The sequence below is a fragment of the Rhizobium skierniewicense genome, assembly GCF_014196515.1.
GTDB lineage: Bacteria > Pseudomonadota > Alphaproteobacteria > Rhizobiales > Rhizobiaceae > Agrobacterium > Agrobacterium skierniewicense.
Genome location: NZ_JACIDV010000006.1, coordinates 125,442 through 143,657, shown reverse-complemented (window position 1 = coordinate 143,657; position 18,216 = coordinate 125,442). Strand labels below are relative to the sequence as shown.

Genomic DNA, 18,216 nt, shown 5'->3' with positions numbered 1-18,216 from the left:
ACGCCTGTTCCCCGTAGCCGATGTCGAGGAGGTGCTGTTGATGTATCGTCGTTTATTCCTTCATTCGCTCCTTGCCGCGTCTTTCGTGTTGCCAGCTATTGCTGTCGCACAGGATACGAAAACGCTGACGATTTACACCTATGAGAGTTTCGTTTCCGAATGGGGACCGGGTCCCAAGGTCAAGGCTGCCTTCGAGGAGACCTGCAATTGCACTGTCAACTTCGTCGGCGTTGCAGATGGTGTGGCGCTTCTCAACAGGCTGAAGCTTGAGGGTGCAAGCTCCAAGGCGGATGTGGTCGTCGGGCTTGATACGAACCTGATCGCCGAGGCCAAGCAGACGCGGCTTTTGGAGGTGTCGGGTATCGATACATCGGCTGCTAAGGTGCCTGGTGGTTTTACCGATGATATCTTCGTGCCCTATGATTACGGCCATTTCGCTGTCATCTACGATACGAAGACACTGAAAAATCCACCGAAAAGCATGAAGGATCTGGTCGAGGGCGACCCTTCGCAAAAGATCGTCATTCAGGATCCGCGCACGTCTACGCCGGGCCTCGGTCTGCTGCTCTGGGTGAAATCGGTCTATGGCGATAAAGCACCAGACGCGTGGGCCAAGCTCAAGAACCGGGTTTTGACCGTTACCCCTGGCTGGTCGGAATCCTACGGCCTATTCACCAAGGGCGAAGTGCCGATGGTGCTGTCCTACACGACGTCGCCTGCCTATCATATGGTCTCGGAAAAGACGGATCGTTATCAGGCAGCCAGTTTTGAAGAGGGGCATTATATCCAGATCGAAGTCGCGGGTATCTTGAAGAACGCGCCGGAACAGGCGCTGGCAAAGCAGTTTATGGCCTTCATGCTGACCACGGGATTTCAGGATGCCATTCCTGAAAATAACTGGATGATGCCGGTCGCTGCCACATCCGCGCCCTTGCCGGAGGCTTTCTCCAAGCTGGTTCAGCCGTCAAAGACGTTTGTGATGTCTTCCGAAGAGGTGGCGAAGAACCGCAAGGCCTGGATCGATGAATGGCTCACTGCCATGAGCGTGAAGTAAGGCGGATCGCCGAGCATCATGAGCGAGCACCGCGACAGTCTGAGATTTATCGTCAGTGGAATGGTGGCATTTGCCGCCATTCTGCTGTTCATCTTTCTTGCTGTTACGGCTTTATTGTCCTTCGACACGAGCGCCACGACCACTGACTTGTTCGATACCTATACGCTGCGCATTTTGCGCTTCACGCTCTGGCAGGCGACACTTTCGACGGCTCTATCCATTGCGCTTGGTTTGCCGGTTGCGCTTGCGCTTGCCCGGCAGAGGGCATTTCCCGGCCGGATCTGGATTATTCGCCTGATGGCGGTGCCGATGGGCCTTCCTGTGATCGTAGGTGCGTTGGGGCTTATCGCGATCTGGGGCAGGCAAGGCATTTTCAATACGGTTCTCCTGTCGGCGGGTACTGAGCAACCGTTCAGCATCTACGGCTTGTCGGGGATTCTCATTGCCCACGTGTTTTTCAATCTGCCGCTGTCGGTGCGGTTCTTTCTGGCTGGGCTGGAGCGGATACCATCGGAATATTGGCGCATGAGCGCAAGCCTGGGTCTTGGGCCTGTCTCGACGTTTCGTTTCATCGAATGGCCCGCCGTTTCAAAACTGCTTCCCGGCGTCGCGGGACTGATCTTCATGCTGTGCGCCACGAGTTTTACACTCGTTCTTCTTCTTGGCGGCGGCCCGGCTGCAACGACGATCGAGGTGGCGATCTATCAGGCATTGCGTTTCGACTTCGATCCGCCGCGCGCTATAGCACTGTCGCTGATACAGATCGGCATGACGGGTGTTCTGCTGGCGTTGTTGTCTTTGTTGCCTTCGTCAGATGCGGAAGCAGACAGTCACGGTCGGGATATCCGTCGTCTGGATGGAGAAAGGCTCACAGCGCGCCTTTGGGACGCGGGGACGATCACCTTGGCGATGCTGCTGATCGGATTGCCTTTGGTAGCCGTTGTTGCAGCGGGCATTTCTGCCGATCTCTGGCGCCTTTTGTCGGCAAACAGCTTTCGGCGTGCAGCGATGACAAGCCTGTTGATCGCGGTTGCCTCTGCCTCGCTTGCCATTCTTGTTTCCATCGCACTCATTCGCGCACGCCGGGCCATTGCTGCCAACCGACATGCTGGGTACGGAATGAAAGCACTTTTCATAGCCATGGGTAGCGGTTCATCCTTCGTGTTGCTGGTGCCGCCGGTGGTTCTGGGAAGTGGTTGGTTTCTGCTGCTGCGGCCCTTTGGCGATGTGGCCATGTTTGCGCCTGGGCTTATCGCAATCATCAACATGCTGATGGCGCTCCCCTTCGTCGTGCGCGTTCTGGAGCCGGCTTTCATAACCCACAGGTCACTCACGGGGCGTTTGTCCGCCAGTCTCGGCCTTTCCGGGTTTTCCCGGTTTCGCATCGTCGATTGGCCGGTTTTATGGCGACCTGCGGCCATGGCATTTTCCTTCGCCATGGCCCTTTCGATTGGTGATCTGGGTGCCGTGGCGCTGTTCGGGTCCGAAAGCTTCGTGACTTTGCCTTGGCTCGTCTATAGCAATATGGGCAGCTACAGGACCCATGACGCTGCGGGTTATGCCTTCATTCTCGGTACTATTTGCCTCGCGCTCGCCGTTGGCGGCGTCTCGCGACAACCATCGAAAGCCACGGCATGAGCGCACAGGGGCGGGGTGCAAACCTCGACAAGGTAACATTGACGCTCGGTCGGCAGGACTTTGTGCTGGATTGTGGCTTTGAACGCGGCAAGGTCACCGCCGTCGTCGGTCCATCCGGTTCTGGGAAGTCTACGCTTCTCAACCTCATTGCAGGCTTTGAAGCGCCAGATGAGGGCCGCGTGCTGATTGATGGTCACGACATGCGCGGGCTTGATCCCTCGAAGCGACCCGTCTCTGTGATCTTTCAGGACAATAACCTCTTTGCGCATCTGGATGTTTTCACGAATGTCGGCTTGGGCATTAGTCCATCCTTGAGGCTGTCGGGCACTGATAAAGCCAATATCGAGGAGGCATTGAACCGCGTCGGTCTCAATGGTTTTAAACAACGGATGCCATCTACGATGTCGGGAGGAGAGCGGCAGAGGGCGGCGCTGGCGAGAGCGCTGGTGCGCCAGCGCCCCGTCATGTTGCTCGACGAACCCTTCGCCGCGCTCGACCCGGGCTTACGCGCTGGGATGGTGACATTGCTGAAGCAGCTTCATGCCGAGTTGCACAATACCATTCTCTTTGTGACTCATCACCCTGACGATATTCGCCGTCTCGCCGATGAGGTCGTCTTTCTCTCGAACGGTCGCGTTTTGTATAAAGGGGCAGCCGACGATTTCTTCGCTTCGACCCATTTGAAAGAGATTGAAACATTTCTGTCGGGTTAACGGGGCTTGACTGCGTCACAATTTCGACGCGGGTCGCTGTCAAGTCTGCGAATTGACATGGACGGTACGTTATTTTTGCACTTGCGAATTTTATGTAACTGATTGAAAAAACGATGCGAACAATTTCGTTATTGACTAAGTTCGTGTGAGGGATCGTTTTCACAGCTTGAGCATTCAAGCGTCCGTGTCGGTAAGATGGTAAACTGGTCTGCAGTTAACGGATGATCAGGAACGTTAGGAGCAGACAAGCGTAATGGCGACGTGTGTGAAGTCTTTGAAGGGCCACACCTCCGGTCAGAATCCATGGCAGCGGGGCACGACGGTAAGACGCGGTTTGGCGCTTGTTACCGCTGGCCTCCTCTTGTCTTCCTGCCAGTCGCTTTTTAGCTCCTCCTACCAGTCAACGCTCAAGCCGTCGGATAATCCGCAGACCGTCGAACAGGTGCAAAAGGACGATCCACGTGCGCAGATGGGTGCACGTGAGCATCCACGCATCGTGGCAAGCTATGGCGGTGAATACCGTGATGACAAGACAGAACGCTTGGTCGCACGCATCACTGGCGCATTGACGGCTGTTTCTGAAAATCCACAGCAGTCCTATCGCATCACGATTCTCAATTCTCCGGCAATCAACGCTTTTGCTCTGCCAGGGGGGTATCTTTACGTAACCCGTGGGCTTTTGGCGCTCGCGAATGATGCGTCTGAAGTGGCGGCAGTTCTGTCGCACGAAATGGGCCATGTCACTGCCAACCACGGTATCGAGCGCCAGCGCCGGGAAGAAGCGGAAGTCATTGCAAGCCGCGTGGTCGCTGAAGTGCTATCCAGCGATCTGGCCGGAAAACAGGCCTTGGCGCGCGGTAAGCTGCGCCTTGCGGCTTTCTCGCGTCAGCAGGAGTTACAGGCGGATGTGATCGGCGTGCGCATGCTGGGCGAGGCGGGTTACGACCCATTTGCGTCGCCGCGCTTCCTGGATTCGATGGCCGCCTATGCGCGCTTTACGTCTGCGGATCCCGATAGCGATCAAAGCCTCGACTTCCTGTCGAGCCATCCGAACACGCCGCAGCGCATCGAGCTTGCGCGTCGCCATGCCCGCGCCTTCGGGCAGGAGGGGCAGGTCGGCGACAAGGGGCGCGACTGGTTCCTAAACGGAATTGACGGTTTGCTTTACGGTGACAGCCCACAAGAGGGTTACGTCCGTGGCAATACTTTTCTACACGGTAGCCTTGGCATTCGTTTCGATGTGCCAGAGGGCTTCCAGATCGACAATAAGGTCGAGGCCGTTCTGGCCACGGGCCCCGGTGAAATGGCAATCCGTTTCGACGGCGTGGCAGATCCTAAGCAAACGACCCTCCCCAATTATCTCACAAGTGGTTGGGTCGCCGGGTTGCTTCCTGAGACGGTCAAAGAGATTGAAATCAATGGACTTCCGGCGGCAACGGCGCGGGCCAGTGCTGACAAATGGGATTTTGATGTCACTGTTATCCGTGTCGGACAGCAAATCTTTCGCTTTTTGACCGCAGTACCCAAGGGCAGTGCACAACTGGATAGCGTCGCCACGATTTTACGGACCAGCTTCCGCAAGATGACGCCGACGGAAATCGCGGCTTTGAAGCCGCTACGTGTCAGGGTCGTGACGACAAAGCCCGGGGATACGGTTGCTACTCTCGCCGCCCGGATGCTGGGGACGGACCGGAAGCTGGAACTTTTCCGCGTTCTCAACGCCATGAGTGCTACGGCTGTCATTCAGCCTGGCGAACGGGTCAAGATCATAGCCGAATAAAAAAACCCGACCTTTGAATTGAAACCCATGGGACTGACTGTCAGTGTCCAGAGATACAATTCAAAGGTCGGGTTCTTAAAAAAACAGTTGAAACAGCCTTACGCTGCTTCCTCCTGCGCGTCTTCTTCGTCAGCAGTCTTGCCGCGCTTTGGTCCCTTGTTAAGATTGACCTCTACAAGGCGGACCGCTTCGGTTTCGGACATCTTGTTCACGGCAGCAATTTCACGCGCCATGCGATCCAGGGCTGCTTCGTAGAGCTGGCGTTCGGAATAGGACTGTTCCGGCTGATTTTCGGCACGATAGAGATCACGTACAACTTCAGCGATGGCGATCAGATCGCCGGAATTGATCTTTGCATCGTATTCCTGCGCACGACGCGACCACATCGTCCGCTTGACGCGGGCTCTGCCCTGAACGACCTTCAACGCACGCTCGACAAAGTCCTCTTCGGATAGCTTGCGCATGCCAATTGTGACAGCTTTTGCTACTGGAACTTTCAGACGCATCTTGTCTTTTTCGAAATCAATGACGAACAGCTCGAGCTTCATGCCCGCAACTTCCTGCTCTTCAATAGACGAAATGGCACCGACACCATGAGCGGGATAAACGATTTGCTCGCCGATCTTGAAACCGTGACGCGCTGGAGATTTTTTCTGCTGGATAGTCATTCGTTCTAAAAACTCCCTGTTACATGCACCCGGGGGTCCGGGGTCGGGTCGGTAAGGCCCGGATGAGACGGGGGAAACCGTCAAGTGACTTCGTACTGGTACAGACGTGCGCTCAAAAATAAATCACCTTGCAACCGGCAGGTTGACAACACAAACGAACGATATGTCACGGAAACCGCGTGCAAGTGATGAGTTGCTTTCGTGGTGTTTTTGGGCACGCAAATGCCACGCTGTGGATCAGTTTCTAAGGTGTACCACAAAAATACGAGGAAATCAATAATTTGCTTCCACCGTGACTATCGAGTCACAATAGGGCCTCGTTAAGCTTAACACGAATTGACCATTTGTGTTTTTTGATTCGCCAGCGAGACCTGTCAGTCGCGGTTTCAACCGAATAAAATCCTGATGAAGTGCTTAAAGCATTGATTACCACTTAAACTCTTCATAATTCCGCGCCAATATCCGATTCGAGTTTGATGGAAATGACAATTTTTTTCGATTTTCTTTCATAAACCCTCACCCTTTGAGAGGAAAAAGGCAAAATGGGCTACCGGAATAATCCAAAACGCGACAAAACGCTCGAAAAAACCAAGAAATTGGCTGAGGTGTCGGGTAAGCCTTTTCTGGATCCGGAGGCGATCTTCGGCCGCGCAAGCACCGATGATATCCAATATTACACCCCAGACATGCTGGCTGCTGCGGCCCTTCATACGTGGAATGAACTGTCGCGCTGGAAAAAAGACACACCTTATATTGGTATCTCTCAAGTAAATGGTGTTACGCCGCGCGATATTTCTGTGACTGTTCTGACCATTATCGGTCGCAACATGCCATTCCTCTACGATTCCGTGATGGGTGAAGTTACCAACAGCTATCGCAGCCTCTATCTGGCCGTTCATCCCATTCTCGTTGCAGATGAGAAGGCTGACGGCGGATTCCGGCTCGCGGATTCCGACATCGATGATCCCCAAGACAATATCAGTCTCATCCAGCTTCACATTGCGCCCGTAACGTCGCAGGCAGGCGAAGCTCTGGAAGAGCGCATCCGCTTCGTTTTGTCGCAGGTTCAGTCGGCCTACAGCGATTGGGAGCCGATGGTCGCCAAATTGGACGAGGCGCTGAAAGAGTTGAAAGAGCGCGCACCCAGCCGTCGCAAGTCTGGACGCGACGAAGCGGTGGCGTTTCTGGAGTGGCTGCGCAACGACAACTTCACCTTTCTCGGCATGCGCGATTACAGCTATTCCGGTCAGGGCAAGAATGCGAAGGTGGAGCGAGGCGAAGGCAGTGGTCTGGGCACGTTGACCGATCCGAATGTCAGGGTCCTGCGTCTGGGCAAGGATGCTGTGACGACTACGCCTGAAATTCTGGCCTTCCTCGACGGTCCGGACTTTCTGATCGTTACCAAGGCCAACGTCAAATCTCTCGTCCACCGCCGTGCCTATATGGACTATATCGGCATCAAACGCTTCGATGAGGATGGCAACGTTGTCGGCGAGCTGCGCATCGTCGGCCTGTTTACCGCTACAGCCTATACACGTTCAGTCAGGCAGATCCCGCTTTTGCGCGCCAAGGTTTCCGAGGTTGAGGATCATTTCGGCTTCGATCGGAACAGCCACTCCGGGCGCATCTTGCACAACACGCTGGAATCCTATCCGCGTGATGATCTCTTCCAGATCGATGCCGATCTTCTTATTCGGTTTATCGAACAGATCATGGAATTAAGCGATCGTCCGCGCGTTCGTGTGCTGCCGCGCATCGACCGTTTCGATCGTTTTGTGTCCGTCATCATTTTCGTGCCGCGCGAGGAGTATAATTCCTATGTCCGAGAGCGGATGGGCGCTTATCTGTCACAGGTCTATGATGGCCATATCTCGGCCTATTACCCGGCCTTTCCAGAAGGTGCCGTAGCGCGTGTCCACTTCATCGTCGGCCGCACGAACGGCAAGACGCCACGCGTAGCGCAGGATAAACTCGAAGATGCGGTCAGCGATATTGCAGCCCGCTGGATCGATCATTTTGTTGCGCTGTCTCCATCCGGCGCCCCCATTCTGGATGTCGATCAAGCCTATCAGGAAGCATTCACACCGGAAGAGGCGATTATCGACCTGCCTGATATCGCTGCGACTGCCGGGGGCGAGCCTGTTCGTATCGAGTTCTACCGCCGTGACGATCAGGCCGAAGGGGTTCTCTCGCTCAAGATTTTCCATCGCGACGGGCATCTGCCGCTGTCTCGGCGCGTGCCTTTGCTTGAAAACCTGGGTTTCAGCGTCATCAGCGAACGCACCTTCGATGTTGGTGTCATATCCGGCGAGGAAAACCGCACCATTGTTCTCCATGACATGGAGTTGAGGGTGCAGCCGGGCGTCAAGCTGGATCTCGCCATCTACGGGCCGCGGCTAGAGGAGGCATTTCTGGCGGCATTCGACGGCACCGTCGATAATGACAACTTCAATCGTCTGATCGTCGCGGCGGGACTCGGCGTTCGTGAAGTATCGGTTCTGCGTGCCTATGCGCGCTATCTCCGCCAGACGGGCATCGTCTACTCGCAGGAGCACATTTCCGAAACACTGTTCAAATATCCTGCCATTTCATCGAAGATATTCGAGCTGTTTTCCTATGGCTTCGATCCTAAGATCGGTGAAAAACCGCGTCTGCGCAAACTGTCCGATCTGCATAAATCCATCGAGACAGCGCTATCGGGTGTTCCCAACCTCGACGAGGACCGTACTCTTCGCCGCTATGTGAATGCTGTGGATTCGACATTGCGCACCAATTACTTCCAGCGCAACGAGGATGGATCACCAAAGGCCATGCTGGCCTTCAAGTTCGATCCCAAGCTTCTGGATGGTTTGCCCGATCCGAGACCGTTCCGCGAAATCTTCGTGTATGGAACGGAAGTAGAAGGTGTCCACTTGCGGTTCGGCAAGGTCGCCCGTGGCGGATTGCGCTGGTCGGATCGCGGGCAGGATTATCGCACGGAGGTCCTCGGCCTGGTCAAGGCGCAGCAGGTCAAGAATGCCGTGATCGTGCCTGTTGGTGCAAAGGGCGGGTTCTATCCGAAAACGCTGCCGGTTAGCGGCAATCGCGATGACATCTTCAACGCGGGCAAGGAAGCATACAAAACGTATATCCGCACTCTGCTGTCCATCACAGACAACATAGTTGGCGATGATATTGTCGCGCCCACTGACACGTTGCGGCTGGATGGTGACGACCCCTATTTTGTCGTGGCGGCAGACAAGGGTACGGCTACCTTCTCCGACACCGCGAATGGATTGGCGCGTGAAGCCGGGTTCTGGCTGGACGATGCTTTTGCCTCGGGTGGTTCTGCGGGATACGACCATAAGAAGATGGGCATCACGGCGCGTGGCGCGTGGGAAACCGTCAAGCGGCATTTCCGCGAGATGAATACCGATATCCAGACGACACCCTTCAAGGTCGTCGGCGTGGGTGATATGTCCGGCGACGTGTTCGGCAATGGTATGTTGTTATCGGAAAAGATCGAGCTGATTGCGGCTTTCGATCACCGGGATATCGTGATCGATCCGACCCCGGATACGGACAAGTCGTTTGCGGAGCGCAAGCGCCTGTTCGACTTGCCACGGTCCAGCTGGCAGGACTACGATCGATCCGCCCTGTCCAAGGGTGCGATGATCATTTCCCGTTCGGAAAAATCGGTCACGCTGACACCTGAGGCTGTCGCTGCCATTGGCATCGACAAAACGGTGGCGACGCCGTTTGAGGTCATGACGGCAATCTTGAAGGCCCCGGCCGATCTTTTGTGGTTCGGCGGTATCGGCACGTATGTGAAGGCCGCTGTCGAAACAAATGCCGAAGTGGGGGATCGCGCCAATGATCCGATCCGCATCAACGCGACCGAAGTGCGGGCCAAGGTTATCGGAGAAGGTGCCAATCTCGGCATCACGCAAAAGGCCCGTATCGCTTATGCGTTATCAGGCGGACGATGCAATTCCGATGCCATAGACAATTCCGCCGGGGTTAATTCCTCAGACGTCGAAGTCAATATCAAGATCGCCTTGGCGTCGCCGGTCAATGATGGTCGCCTCACTTTGCCAAAGCGCAATCAGTTGCTTGCCTCCATGACCACGGACGTGGGGCATCTGGTCTTGCGCAACAATTATCTCCAGTCGTTGGCCATCTCGCTGACGGAGCGTCGGGGCACGGAGAACCGTGAGGAACTCGCACGCCTGATGGGCGCTATGGAAGCGGCGGGTCAATTGAACCGGAAGGTGGAAACTCTGCCGAACGACGCGGAATTCGGCGAGCGCTACGCGGCTGGAAAGCCCTTGACCCGACCGGAAATCGGCGTCCTTCTCTCCTATGCGAAGCTGACGCTGTTCGACACGCTGGTCGCCAGCACATTGCCGGACGAACCCTATCTCCAGCATCTCCTGACGGATTACTTTCCGAGCAAGATGCAAAAGACCTATGCGGCAAATATCACTGGCCACCGCCTCCACCGCGAAATCGTTGCGACATCTGTTGCCAATCAGGTCGTCAATCGCGGTGGTCCCGGTTTCGTGCAGAAGATGGTCGATGCCAGTGGTCTTATGGCCCCTGCCGTCGTCAAGGCAGCGATGATCGTTGAAGATGGCTTTGGCCTGAAGCGCTTGTGGAGTGAAATCGACAAGCTCGACGGTCTCATTTCCGGCACTGTGCAAAATGGGCTCTACGCCGATGTGGCGCGCATATACACCGATGCGACACGGCTTTATCTCCAGACGGCACCAACGGCTACCGAACCGATGGCCGATGAAATCGAGCGTTTGAAGACGGCCATCAAGACGCTCTATGCCGGTGCCGCCAGATACAAGGAAGAGATCGGCTTCAGCGAGATTGAAGGGGTAAACCCCGCGTTGATCCAGGAACTGGAAACCCTTTCGTTGCTCGTCTATGTGCCTGAGATCATGCTGATTGCCGCACAGGCCGATACATCGCTTGCCCGGGCTGCTGAAAGCTATGCAGCGGTGTCTGCCACCTTCCGCGTGGCAAGGCTATTGGATGCAGGCCAGCGTGTGACGCCAGCGGACCACTATGAGAGCCTTGCGCTGCTGCGCAGCCAGGATCAGATCGCCTCATCGCGTCGCCGGATCGTTATTTCGGCGTTGACGGAACATGCCAAGGAGAAGAACCCGGTGCAGGCCTGGTATGCGGCCGACCGCGTGCGGGTCAACCGTATCGTGTCGGAACTGGGAGCCTTGAGCGACAGTGGTGAGACCAACCTTGCGCGTCTGACGGTTGCCGCCGGATTGCTTTCAGATATAGTCCAGGCACGTAACGTCTGATATCAGACGCCCACCTGCCCGGCATCACAGCCGGGCAGGTCATCGATCTATACCATTGCCCAAAGGGTGACGAATGGCCTCTTCTTCCCTTGCGACCGGGCAAACCGTGACGAAACGCGGCATCTGGGGCTGGATGCTGTTCGACTGGGCGGCTCAACCCTTTTTCACTGTCGTCACCACATTCATTTTTGGACCCTATTTCGTTGCGAGGCTGACTGCGGACCCGATTTCCGCGCAGACGACCTGGAGCAACATGGCGACCATCTCGTCTGTCATCATCGCCGTTTTCTCGCCGATCCTCGGTTCCATCGCCGATCAATCCGGATCACGAAAGCCATGGATTGCTTTTTTCGCGACGCTGAAGATCGCAAGCCTTGCAATGTTGTGGTTTGCCGCACCCGGGTCCGCCATCATCTGGCCTGTGATCTTCATGATCGTGGCGTCGATCGCTGCCGAATTTTCCATCGTTTTCAACGATTCCATGATGCCACGGCTGACGACGCCGGAAAATGTCGGACGTATTTCCAACACGGCCTGGGGGCTCGGGTATCTCGGCGGCATGGTGGTTTTGATCTTTGTGGTGCTGTTTCTCGCCGCGGCCCCCGACAAGGGTGTAACGATCCTCGGCATTCCGCCCTTGTTCGGGCTTGATCCTGCGGCTGGCGAAGATGCCCGTATCACCGGCCCGATTTCTGCACTCTGGTATCTCGTTTTCATTCTGCCGATGTTCTTGTTCACGCCGGATGTGAAAAAGGGCCTGCCTTTCGGCCGGGCCGTGCATTCCGGCATGACGGAACTGAAGGCGACGTTGCGGGAATTGAAAGGCCGACCTGCGATTACACGGTTCCTGATTGCACGCATGTTGTATCAGGATGGGGTCAACGGCGTCCTTATTCTGGGAGGCGCCTTTGCCGCTGGATTGTTCGGCTGGGGAACACTCGAGATCGGAATCTACGGCATTATTCTCAATATCGTGGCGATCGGAAGTTGCATTGCCGCAGGCTTTGTCGACCAGCGTCTGGGCTCGCGAAACACGGTGCTGATCAGCCTTGCCTTGTTGCTGGCGGCGACCGTCGGTATTGTTTCCACCTACACCGATTCAACACTGTTCGGTCTTCTGGCGCTTCCCGTATCCACAACGGAAGGGCTGTTTTCCAGTTCGGCAGAAAAGGCTTATCTCGCCTACGGCATCTTGATTGGGATCGCATTTGGCCCGGTTCAGGCATCGTCGCGTTCCTACCTTGCACGCAACGTCACGGTTGCAGAGGCTGGCCGATATTTCGGGATCTATGCGCTGTCGGGCCGCGCTACGAGCTTCATGGCGACCCTGTCCTTTTCCATCGTCACCTATCTGAGCGGATCGGCGCATCTGGGCATGGCTATGCTGACGCTTTTTCTGGGCGCAGGCTTCCTGTTGCTGCTTCGGGTTCCTGAAAAAGCCAGAAACGTTCAGAGCTGATCGAGTTTGGTCTGAAGCGTGCGCAGTTGCGCTTTCAGCTCATCGATCTCGGAGGCATCGGGTTTCTTTGTCTCTTTGGGCGCCGATGGCATGGGGAATGGTGTAAACACCTGCATGGCCTGGCGAAACAGCTCCGTGTTGCGCTTGACCTGTTCCTCCATGAAACCGAAAGGTGTCGAAAAATTCTTGGCCGACGTGTCGCCGAAGGCTTTACCCATATGCTCCTGCATCTGGCTTTGCTGTTCGGAAAATGTCTTCATTGAATGTTCGAGAAAGGTCGGCACGACCATCTGCATCTGATCGCCATAGTAGGAAATGAGCTGGCGCAGAAACGCCGTCGGCATCAGCGTGTTACCGGTTTTGCCTTCCTGTTCCATGATGATCTGCGTCAAAACCGCGTGGGTGATATCTTCGGACGTCTTGGCATCCTGAACCTTGAACTCTTCACCCCGCTTGACCATCTTGGCAAGGTCTTCAAGCGTCACATAAGTGCTGGTCCCGGTATTATAGAGCCGCCGGTTGGCATATTTCTTGATAACGGTCTCGCCGTTGTGTTTTGCCATGCTCGCCTCCTCGCGATCCTGGTATTTTCTTCTTATCAGGTGTTTTTGCTCTTCCCTGTTCTAAGTTTATGCTCAAATCCACTGGCAAGACAAATGTTTTGTGCGATGCAGCAGTCAATTTTTTTGCGCAGCATTTGTCACGAAGCCAAGGTTGGAACGACATCGAAAGACCCAGACATGGAGATGGTTTGACTTGGCTTCAAAGCTTTGACAATCTCGCGCCGCAAAATGGGAGATTTTGAATGACCTCGTCCTCGATCGTTATCGTCAGCGCAGCGCGCACGGCGGTTGGTTCTTTCAACGGCAGCTTTGCCAATACACCTGCTCATGAACTGGGCGCGACGGTGATCACGGCTGCACTGGAGCGGGCGGGTGTCGCCGCAAGCGAGGTCGATGAAGTCATTCTTGGTCAGGTGTTGACCGCAGGCGAGGGGCAAAACCCTGCCCGCCAAGCCGCGATGAAAGCGGGTATACCTCAGGAAGCCACGGCGTTCGGTATCAATCAGCTTTGCGGCTCGGGTCTGCGCGCTGTTGCACTCGGCATGCAGCAGATCGCAACCGGGGACGCATCCATTATCATTGCCGGCGGGCAGGAATCCATGTCCATGGCTCCGCATTGCGCACATTTGCGTGGTGGGGTGAAGATGGGCGACTTCAAGATGGTCGATACCATGATGAAGGATGGACTGACCGATGCGTTCTATGGTTACGCAATGGGCGTTACAGCCGAAAACATTGCCCGCCAGTGGCAAGTGTCTCGCGATGAACAGGACAGGTTCGCTGTCACCTCTCAAAACCGCGCAGAGGCCGCAAAGTCCGCAGGACGTTTCGCCGATGAGATCGTGCCTTTCATCATCAAGGGTCGCAAGAGTGACGTAACCGTCGATGCGGACGAATACATCCGTGCGGGCGCATCGCTGGATACGATGTCAAAGTTGCGCCCGGCCTTCGACAAGGACGGGACGGTCACCGCAGGCAATGCCTCGGGTCTCAACGACGGCGCGGCTGCGGTATTGTTGATGAGCGAGGCCGAAGCGTCAAAGCGCGGTCTCCAGCCCTTGGCCCGTATTGCCTCGTGGGCGACGGCCGGTGTCGATCCGCAAATCATGGGGACCGGCCCAATTCCTGCATCGCGCAAGGCGCTTTCCAAAGCGGGATGGTCGGTTTCGGATCTCGATCTTGTGGAGGCGAACGAAGCCTTCGCTGCGCAGTCCTGTGCTGTCGTGCGTGACCTTGGACTTGATCCCGACATCGTTAACGTCAATGGCGGGGCCATTGCGATCGGCCATCCCATCGGTGCTTCCGGAGCTCGGGTTCTCAATACACTTCTTTTCGAAATGAAGCGCCGAACCGCAAAGAAAGGGCTGGTAACGCTGTGCATCGGCGGCGGTATGGGTGTTGCCATGTGCCTCGAAGGTCTCTGACATCAGCATCATTGAAATGCCACTTTGTCCCATCTTAAGGCTGACGCACAGGATATCAGGGGAGGCCTTAGATGAGCCGGGTTGTTTTGATAACAGGCGGGACGAGCGGAATTGGTGCGGCAATCGCAAAGGCGTTTCTCGCCGCCGGCTACAGGGTTGCGGTCAATTACGCTTTTACAGAGGGGCGCGCGGCGCAGTTTCGCAGCGAAACAGGAATCCCGACCTATTGCTGGGATATCCGTGACTACGATGCTTGCGTGGCGGGTATCGCACAGGTCGAAAGTGATTTGGGTCCCGTCGAGGTTCTCGTCAACAATGCCGGGATTACCCGCGATGCGATGTTTCACAAGATGACGCCGCAGCAATGGCGTGAAGTGCTCGACACCAATCTGAACGGTGTCTTTAACATGACCCATCCCATTTGGCCTGGTATGCGCGAGCGTGGCTTTGGGCGGATCGTTAACATCTCGTCCATCAACGGCCAGAAGGGGCAGGCAGGCCAGGTCAATTATTCGGCCGCAAAGGCGGGCGATATCGGCCTTACCAAGGCGTTGGCACAGGAGGGTGCTTCGCGAAACATCACTGTTAACGCCATATGCCCAGGATATATCGGGACAGAGATGGTGCGTGCGATGCCCGAAAATGTTCTCAACGAGCGCATCCTTCCCCAAATTCCCGTGGGACGGCTCGGCGAGCCAGAAGAGATTGCCCGATGTGCATTGTTTCTTGCTGCCGACGATGCGGGCTTCATTACCGGCTCCACGTTGACTGCGAATGGCGGGCAGTATTTTGTCTGAAGTCTCAAATCAGTAAACTTTCTGTGATCAAATTCTCCTGCTTCCATTGTGTTGACGAAAACTTGAAAGTGCCACTCTTTGCGAAAGAGAACACTAAGCAAATGAAAATACGAGGATTTTTGTTAAGTTTAGAAAGAGTCTAAAAAACTAGGTGATCGTAACTTTTATCTTTTTCTTGACACTGACTATCCTGTTTTGGTTTAAGAATGAAAACAACGTGTTGCGTCATACAGGCAAAGAACCATGCTCGTTTGCAGCTGTAATTACATCACAGACAACGATATCCGCGACGTCATCAATGAGATGCTCGATGAGGACTGTTGGCAGCTTATCGTGCCCTCGAAAGTGTACCACGCGATGGCCAAGCGAGGCCGTTGTTGCGGTTGTTTTCCGACCGTCGTCGAGCTGATTATCAAGACGACCGAAGAATATCATGCCCGTCGGCACTCGACGGAGGCCGATGTTTTTGATTTTATGTCCCGCTTGAGACAATTGCATGAAGACAACAGGAGAGCGGACATTGAAAGGCGACACAAGAGTCATCGAGCAGCTTAACGAGGCTTTGTTCCTCGAGCTCGGCGCAGTCAACCAGTACTGGCTGCATTACCGACTGCTGAACGATTGGGGCTACACGAAGCTCGCCAAGAAAGAGCGTGCCGAATCCATTGAAGAGATGCAGCACGCTGACAAGATCATTGATCGCATCATTTTCCTCGATGGACATCCCAACCTTCAGACCGTCGCGCCTTTGCGTATCGGTCAGAACGTCAAGGAAGTCCTAGAGGCTGACCTTGCGGGCGAATATGATGCGCGCGCCGCCTACAAGAAGTCGCGCGACATCTGTCACGATGCGGGCGACTATGTTTCGATGAAGCTTTTCGAAACGCTGCTGATCGACGAAGAAGGCCATATCGACTTTCTTGAGACGCAGCTCGATCTCCTGAGCAAGATCGGCGAAGCCAAGTACGGCCAGCTCAATGCGGATTCCGCTGACGCTGCCGAATCGGAATAAACCTCCTCATCATGGAATTGAAAAAGGCGGCTCCCTGGCCGCCTTTTTTATTGATCCGAGAGATGCCGGAATTCAGCAACGACCTTTTCGTACACCCCGCGTTTGAAAGGCACGATCAAATCCGGCAGGCTTGCCATCGGCTTCCACGCCCATGCGTCGAATTCAGCCTCATGGCCGGTGGGTGGTGGGTTGATCTGTATTTCACTTTCGTCGCCCTCGAAGCGAAACGCGAACCAGCGCTGAGCCTGGCCGCGATATTTGCCGCGCAGACCGATCCCAAGCAGTTTTGGTGGCAGGTCGTAATGGATCCACTCGCTGGCTTCTGCCAGCAGTGAGACGGTCTTCATGCCCGTTTCCTCGTAGAGTTCGCGAATGGCAGCCACCAGCGGCTTTTCACCCTCGTCTATACCGCCCTGTGGCATCTGCCAGAGTTGAGGAGAGCCATCGAACTCCGAGTTGGCTTGTGAAATCCGCCGCCCCGCCCAAACCAGCCCTTCGGCATTGAGAACCATGATACCCGCACAGGGGCGGTAGGGTAGATCGTCCGCGTTGATCGTCATTTTTGACCTTCGATGGATGGAGTGCTGTGGTAGACAGACTTACGGGGCAGGTTTGTCCGAGACAAGTGCGGAAACACCGACGATTTCTATGCCACGGCCGGAGGCTTCGACCGACCATTTGGAAATAGCGGCAATGCTTTCATCAAAAGCAGAGGCAACGCCGATCGCAGAACCGTTGCGGCGCGCGATCCGCTCCAGATCGTCCAGCTTGCGCAATATGGCGTTCTCGTTGACCTGATCGTCCAGTTGTAGGTCGGCGAAACCTGCGGTAGCCGATTGGGCCTTCGCAACCGGCGTGCTTTTCGATTGGGCCGAGGAGCCATCATCGAGAAACAGCAAGCCGCGTTTGCCGATATCGCTCAGGATCGGTTCCAACGCTTTTTCATCCGCCATGAACCGCCCACCCAGATAGTTCATGATACCCGTATAGTTGGTGATCTTCGCCATGGAGCGATGCAACCGCTCCAGGTTGATCGTGGCAGGGCCGGCAACGAGCAGGGTGTCAGGTCCGGGATTGGTACCGGGATATCCGAAAGGTTCGAACGGAACCTGCAGCAGGATCTCGTGGCCCTCGCGGCGGCTTTCCTGCATCCAGCGTTGCAAGCTGTTGCCGCTTGCAGCAAAGCCCAGGGTAACCTCGGGCGGCAGGTCGCGGATGGCTTTTTGGGTGCCGGTCTGGCTGAGGCCGAGACCACCGACGATGATGGCGATCCGCGTCCCTCTGGCACCCGACCAAGGCCGGGCATATTGTTCCATCGGCCGCAAGCCATCCGGGCCTGTTGTTGGTAGCTTGCCGAATGGTGACTCCTCGAGCAGCTCCTCATTGGGCTGTGATGCCATGCGTGGGTCTTGCCCATAGGTCTGGCCGCTCATCAGTACCGGGCTGTTGCTGTCGCGTTCGCGTGGCGAATAGACGGATACGACATTGCCGTCCGCCATGATGTTTCTCTGGACATTTGCGCCGGAACGCCCGCTTTGAGGAACGAGCTCGCCTTCGGTCTGGTTGGAACTAGGCGCTTGCGGCGTTGCTTCGGCTGGCGGAACGGAGATATCGGCGTCAGGCGCCGTCGAGCTGCTCCTTAGATTGCCGGGCGAAAGCGCCGTATAGACCGATAGTCCGCCAAAACTGCCGACGCCAATCACCATCAGAGCCGCAAGCGCAGAAAAGCGCCGGAACGACCCGGCGCTTTTCTTTTTGTTTCGACCCATAAGCGGTTTGCGCAGGTCTGAAGGCAATGAACT

The 18,216-nt window shown here is 55.7% G+C and carries 14 protein-coding genes; 10 read left to right on the top strand and 4 right to left on the bottom strand.

Translation table 11 applies throughout. The features are described from left to right. Nucleotides 1–40: 40 nt before the first annotated feature. The 4 genes from thiB (at nucleotide 41) to GGQ73_RS11340 (ending at nucleotide 5,185) form a co-directional block, all read left to right on the top strand. On the top strand, nucleotides 41–1,054 hold the full coding sequence (thiB, locus tag GGQ73_RS11355) for a thiamine ABC transporter substrate binding subunit (protein WP_183896332.1): 1,014 nt from the start codon (nucleotides 41–43) through the stop codon (nucleotides 1,052–1,054). An 18-nt stretch (nucleotides 1,055–1,072) separates the two neighbouring features. Next, nucleotides 1,073–2,692: a thiamine/thiamine pyrophosphate ABC transporter permease ThiP gene (gene thiP / locus GGQ73_RS11350; protein ID WP_183896330.1), complete on the top strand. Its 1,620-nt coding sequence runs from the start codon at nucleotides 1,073–1,075 to the stop codon at nucleotides 2,690–2,692. Next, nucleotides 2,689–3,405: a thiamine ABC transporter ATP-binding protein gene (locus GGQ73_RS11345; protein ID WP_174154280.1), complete on the top strand. Its 717-nt coding sequence runs from the start codon at nucleotides 2,689–2,691 to the stop codon at nucleotides 3,403–3,405. The genes thiP and GGQ73_RS11345 overlap by 4 nt, the downstream gene beginning before the upstream one ends. Before the next feature lie 253 nt (nucleotides 3,406–3,658). Next, entirely contained in the window at nucleotides 3,659–5,185 is a 1,527-nt protein-coding gene (locus GGQ73_RS11340; RefSeq protein WP_234910946.1) for a M48 family metalloprotease, read from the top strand. A gap of 98 nt (nucleotides 5,186–5,283) precedes the next feature. Here the strand turns inward: GGQ73_RS11340 and GGQ73_RS11335 are convergent, their stop codons facing one another. Then, complete coding sequence (locus GGQ73_RS11335; protein WP_174154279.1) at nucleotides 5,284–5,853, bottom strand: CarD family transcriptional regulator; 570 nt, start codon at nucleotides 5,851–5,853, stop codon at nucleotides 5,284–5,286. A 542-nt stretch (nucleotides 5,854–6,395) separates the two neighbouring features. Between GGQ73_RS11335 and GGQ73_RS11330 the strand changes: the two genes are divergently transcribed. Together GGQ73_RS11330 and GGQ73_RS11325 are read left to right on the top strand one after the other, a co-directional pair. Next, on the top strand, nucleotides 6,396–11,159 hold the full coding sequence (locus tag GGQ73_RS11330) for an NAD-glutamate dehydrogenase (RefSeq protein ID WP_183896328.1): 4,764 nt from the start codon (nucleotides 6,396–6,398) through the stop codon (nucleotides 11,157–11,159). Between the two features lie 73 nt (nucleotides 11,160–11,232). Then, complete coding sequence (locus tag GGQ73_RS11325; RefSeq protein WP_183896326.1) at nucleotides 11,233–12,618, top strand: MFS transporter; 1,386 nt, start codon at nucleotides 11,233–11,235, stop codon at nucleotides 12,616–12,618. Here the strand turns inward: GGQ73_RS11325 and phaR are convergent. After that, entirely contained in the window at nucleotides 12,609–13,181 is a 573-nt protein-coding gene (gene phaR, locus GGQ73_RS11320) for a polyhydroxyalkanoate synthesis repressor PhaR (protein ID WP_174154276.1), read from the bottom strand. The genes GGQ73_RS11325 and phaR overlap by 10 nt on opposite strands. A 242-nt stretch (nucleotides 13,182–13,423) precedes the next feature. Between phaR and GGQ73_RS11315 the strand changes: the two genes are divergently transcribed. The 4 genes from GGQ73_RS11315 (at nucleotide 13,424) to bfr (ending at nucleotide 16,414) form a co-directional block, all read left to right on the top strand. After that, a complete protein-coding gene (locus GGQ73_RS11315; RefSeq protein ID WP_183896324.1) occupies nucleotides 13,424–14,605 on the top strand; it encodes an acetyl-CoA C-acetyltransferase in 1,182 nt (393 codons plus the stop codon). Nucleotides 14,606–14,676: 71 nt separating this feature from the next. Then, nucleotides 14,677–15,402, top strand: a complete 726-nt coding sequence (gene phbB, locus GGQ73_RS11310; protein WP_174154274.1) for an acetoacetyl-CoA reductase — start codon at nucleotides 14,677–14,679, stop codon at nucleotides 15,400–15,402. Nucleotides 15,403–15,645: 243 nt separating this feature from the next. Further along, nucleotides 15,646–15,957 carry a (2Fe-2S)-binding protein gene (locus GGQ73_RS23255; RefSeq protein WP_065700596.1) on the top strand — a complete coding sequence of 104 codons (312 nt, stop codon included), beginning with the start codon at nucleotides 15,646–15,648 and terminating at the stop codon, nucleotides 15,955–15,957. Beyond that, complete coding sequence (bfr, locus tag GGQ73_RS11305; protein WP_174154453.1) at nucleotides 15,923–16,414, top strand: bacterioferritin; 492 nt, start codon at nucleotides 15,923–15,925, stop codon at nucleotides 16,412–16,414. Before GGQ73_RS23255 ends, bfr begins: the two co-directional genes overlap by 35 nt. Before the next feature lie 47 nt (nucleotides 16,415–16,461). Here bfr and GGQ73_RS11300 read toward each other — a convergent pair whose 3' ends face one another. Continuing rightward, nucleotides 16,462–16,974 carry an RNA pyrophosphohydrolase gene (locus GGQ73_RS11300; RefSeq protein WP_183896322.1) on the bottom strand — a complete coding sequence of 171 codons (513 nt, stop codon included), beginning with the start codon at nucleotides 16,972–16,974 and terminating at the stop codon, nucleotides 16,462–16,464. Between the two features lie 39 nt (nucleotides 16,975–17,013). After that, the gene (locus tag GGQ73_RS11295; RefSeq protein WP_183896320.1) at nucleotides 17,014–18,210 is read right to left on the bottom strand and encodes a divergent polysaccharide deacetylase family protein; all 1,197 of its coding nucleotides are present in this window, start codon (nucleotides 18,208–18,210) and stop codon (nucleotides 17,014–17,016) included. Nucleotides 18,211–18,216 lie beyond the last annotated feature (6 nt).

Bases quoted from the DNA above. Each gene is read 5' to 3' on its own strand.
- GGQ73_RS11345 (WP_174154280.1), top strand. From the start codon at position 2,689: ATGAGCGCACAGGGGCGGGGTGCAAACCTCGACAAGGTAACATTGACG.
- GGQ73_RS11300 (WP_183896322.1), bottom strand. From the start codon at position 16,974: ATGACGATCAACGCGGACGATCTACCCTACCGCCCCTGTGCGGGTATC.
- phaR (WP_174154276.1), bottom strand. From the start codon at position 13,181: ATGGCAAAACACAACGGCGAGACCGTTATCAAGAAATATGCCAACCGG.
- GGQ73_RS11335 (WP_174154279.1), bottom strand. From the start codon at position 5,853: ATGACTATCCAGCAGAAAAAATCTCCAGCGCGTCACGGTTTCAAGATC.
- thiP (WP_183896330.1), top strand. From the start codon at position 1,073: ATGAGCGAGCACCGCGACAGTCTGAGATTTATCGTCAGTGGAATGGTG.
- phbB (WP_174154274.1), top strand. From the start codon at position 14,677: ATGAGCCGGGTTGTTTTGATAACAGGCGGGACGAGCGGAATTGGTGCG.
- GGQ73_RS11330 (WP_183896328.1), top strand. From the start codon at position 6,396: ATGGGCTACCGGAATAATCCAAAACGCGACAAAACGCTCGAAAAAACC.
- GGQ73_RS11340 (WP_234910946.1), top strand. From the start codon at position 3,659: ATGGCGACGTGTGTGAAGTCTTTGAAGGGCCACACCTCCGGTCAGAAT.
- GGQ73_RS11315 (WP_183896324.1), top strand. From the start codon at position 13,424: ATGACCTCGTCCTCGATCGTTATCGTCAGCGCAGCGCGCACGGCGGTT.
- thiB (WP_183896332.1), top strand. From the start codon at position 41: ATGTATCGTCGTTTATTCCTTCATTCGCTCCTTGCCGCGTCTTTCGTG.
- GGQ73_RS23255 (WP_065700596.1), top strand. From the start codon at position 15,646: ATGCTCGTTTGCAGCTGTAATTACATCACAGACAACGATATCCGCGAC.
- GGQ73_RS11325 (WP_183896326.1), top strand. From the start codon at position 11,233: ATGGCCTCTTCTTCCCTTGCGACCGGGCAAACCGTGACGAAACGCGGC.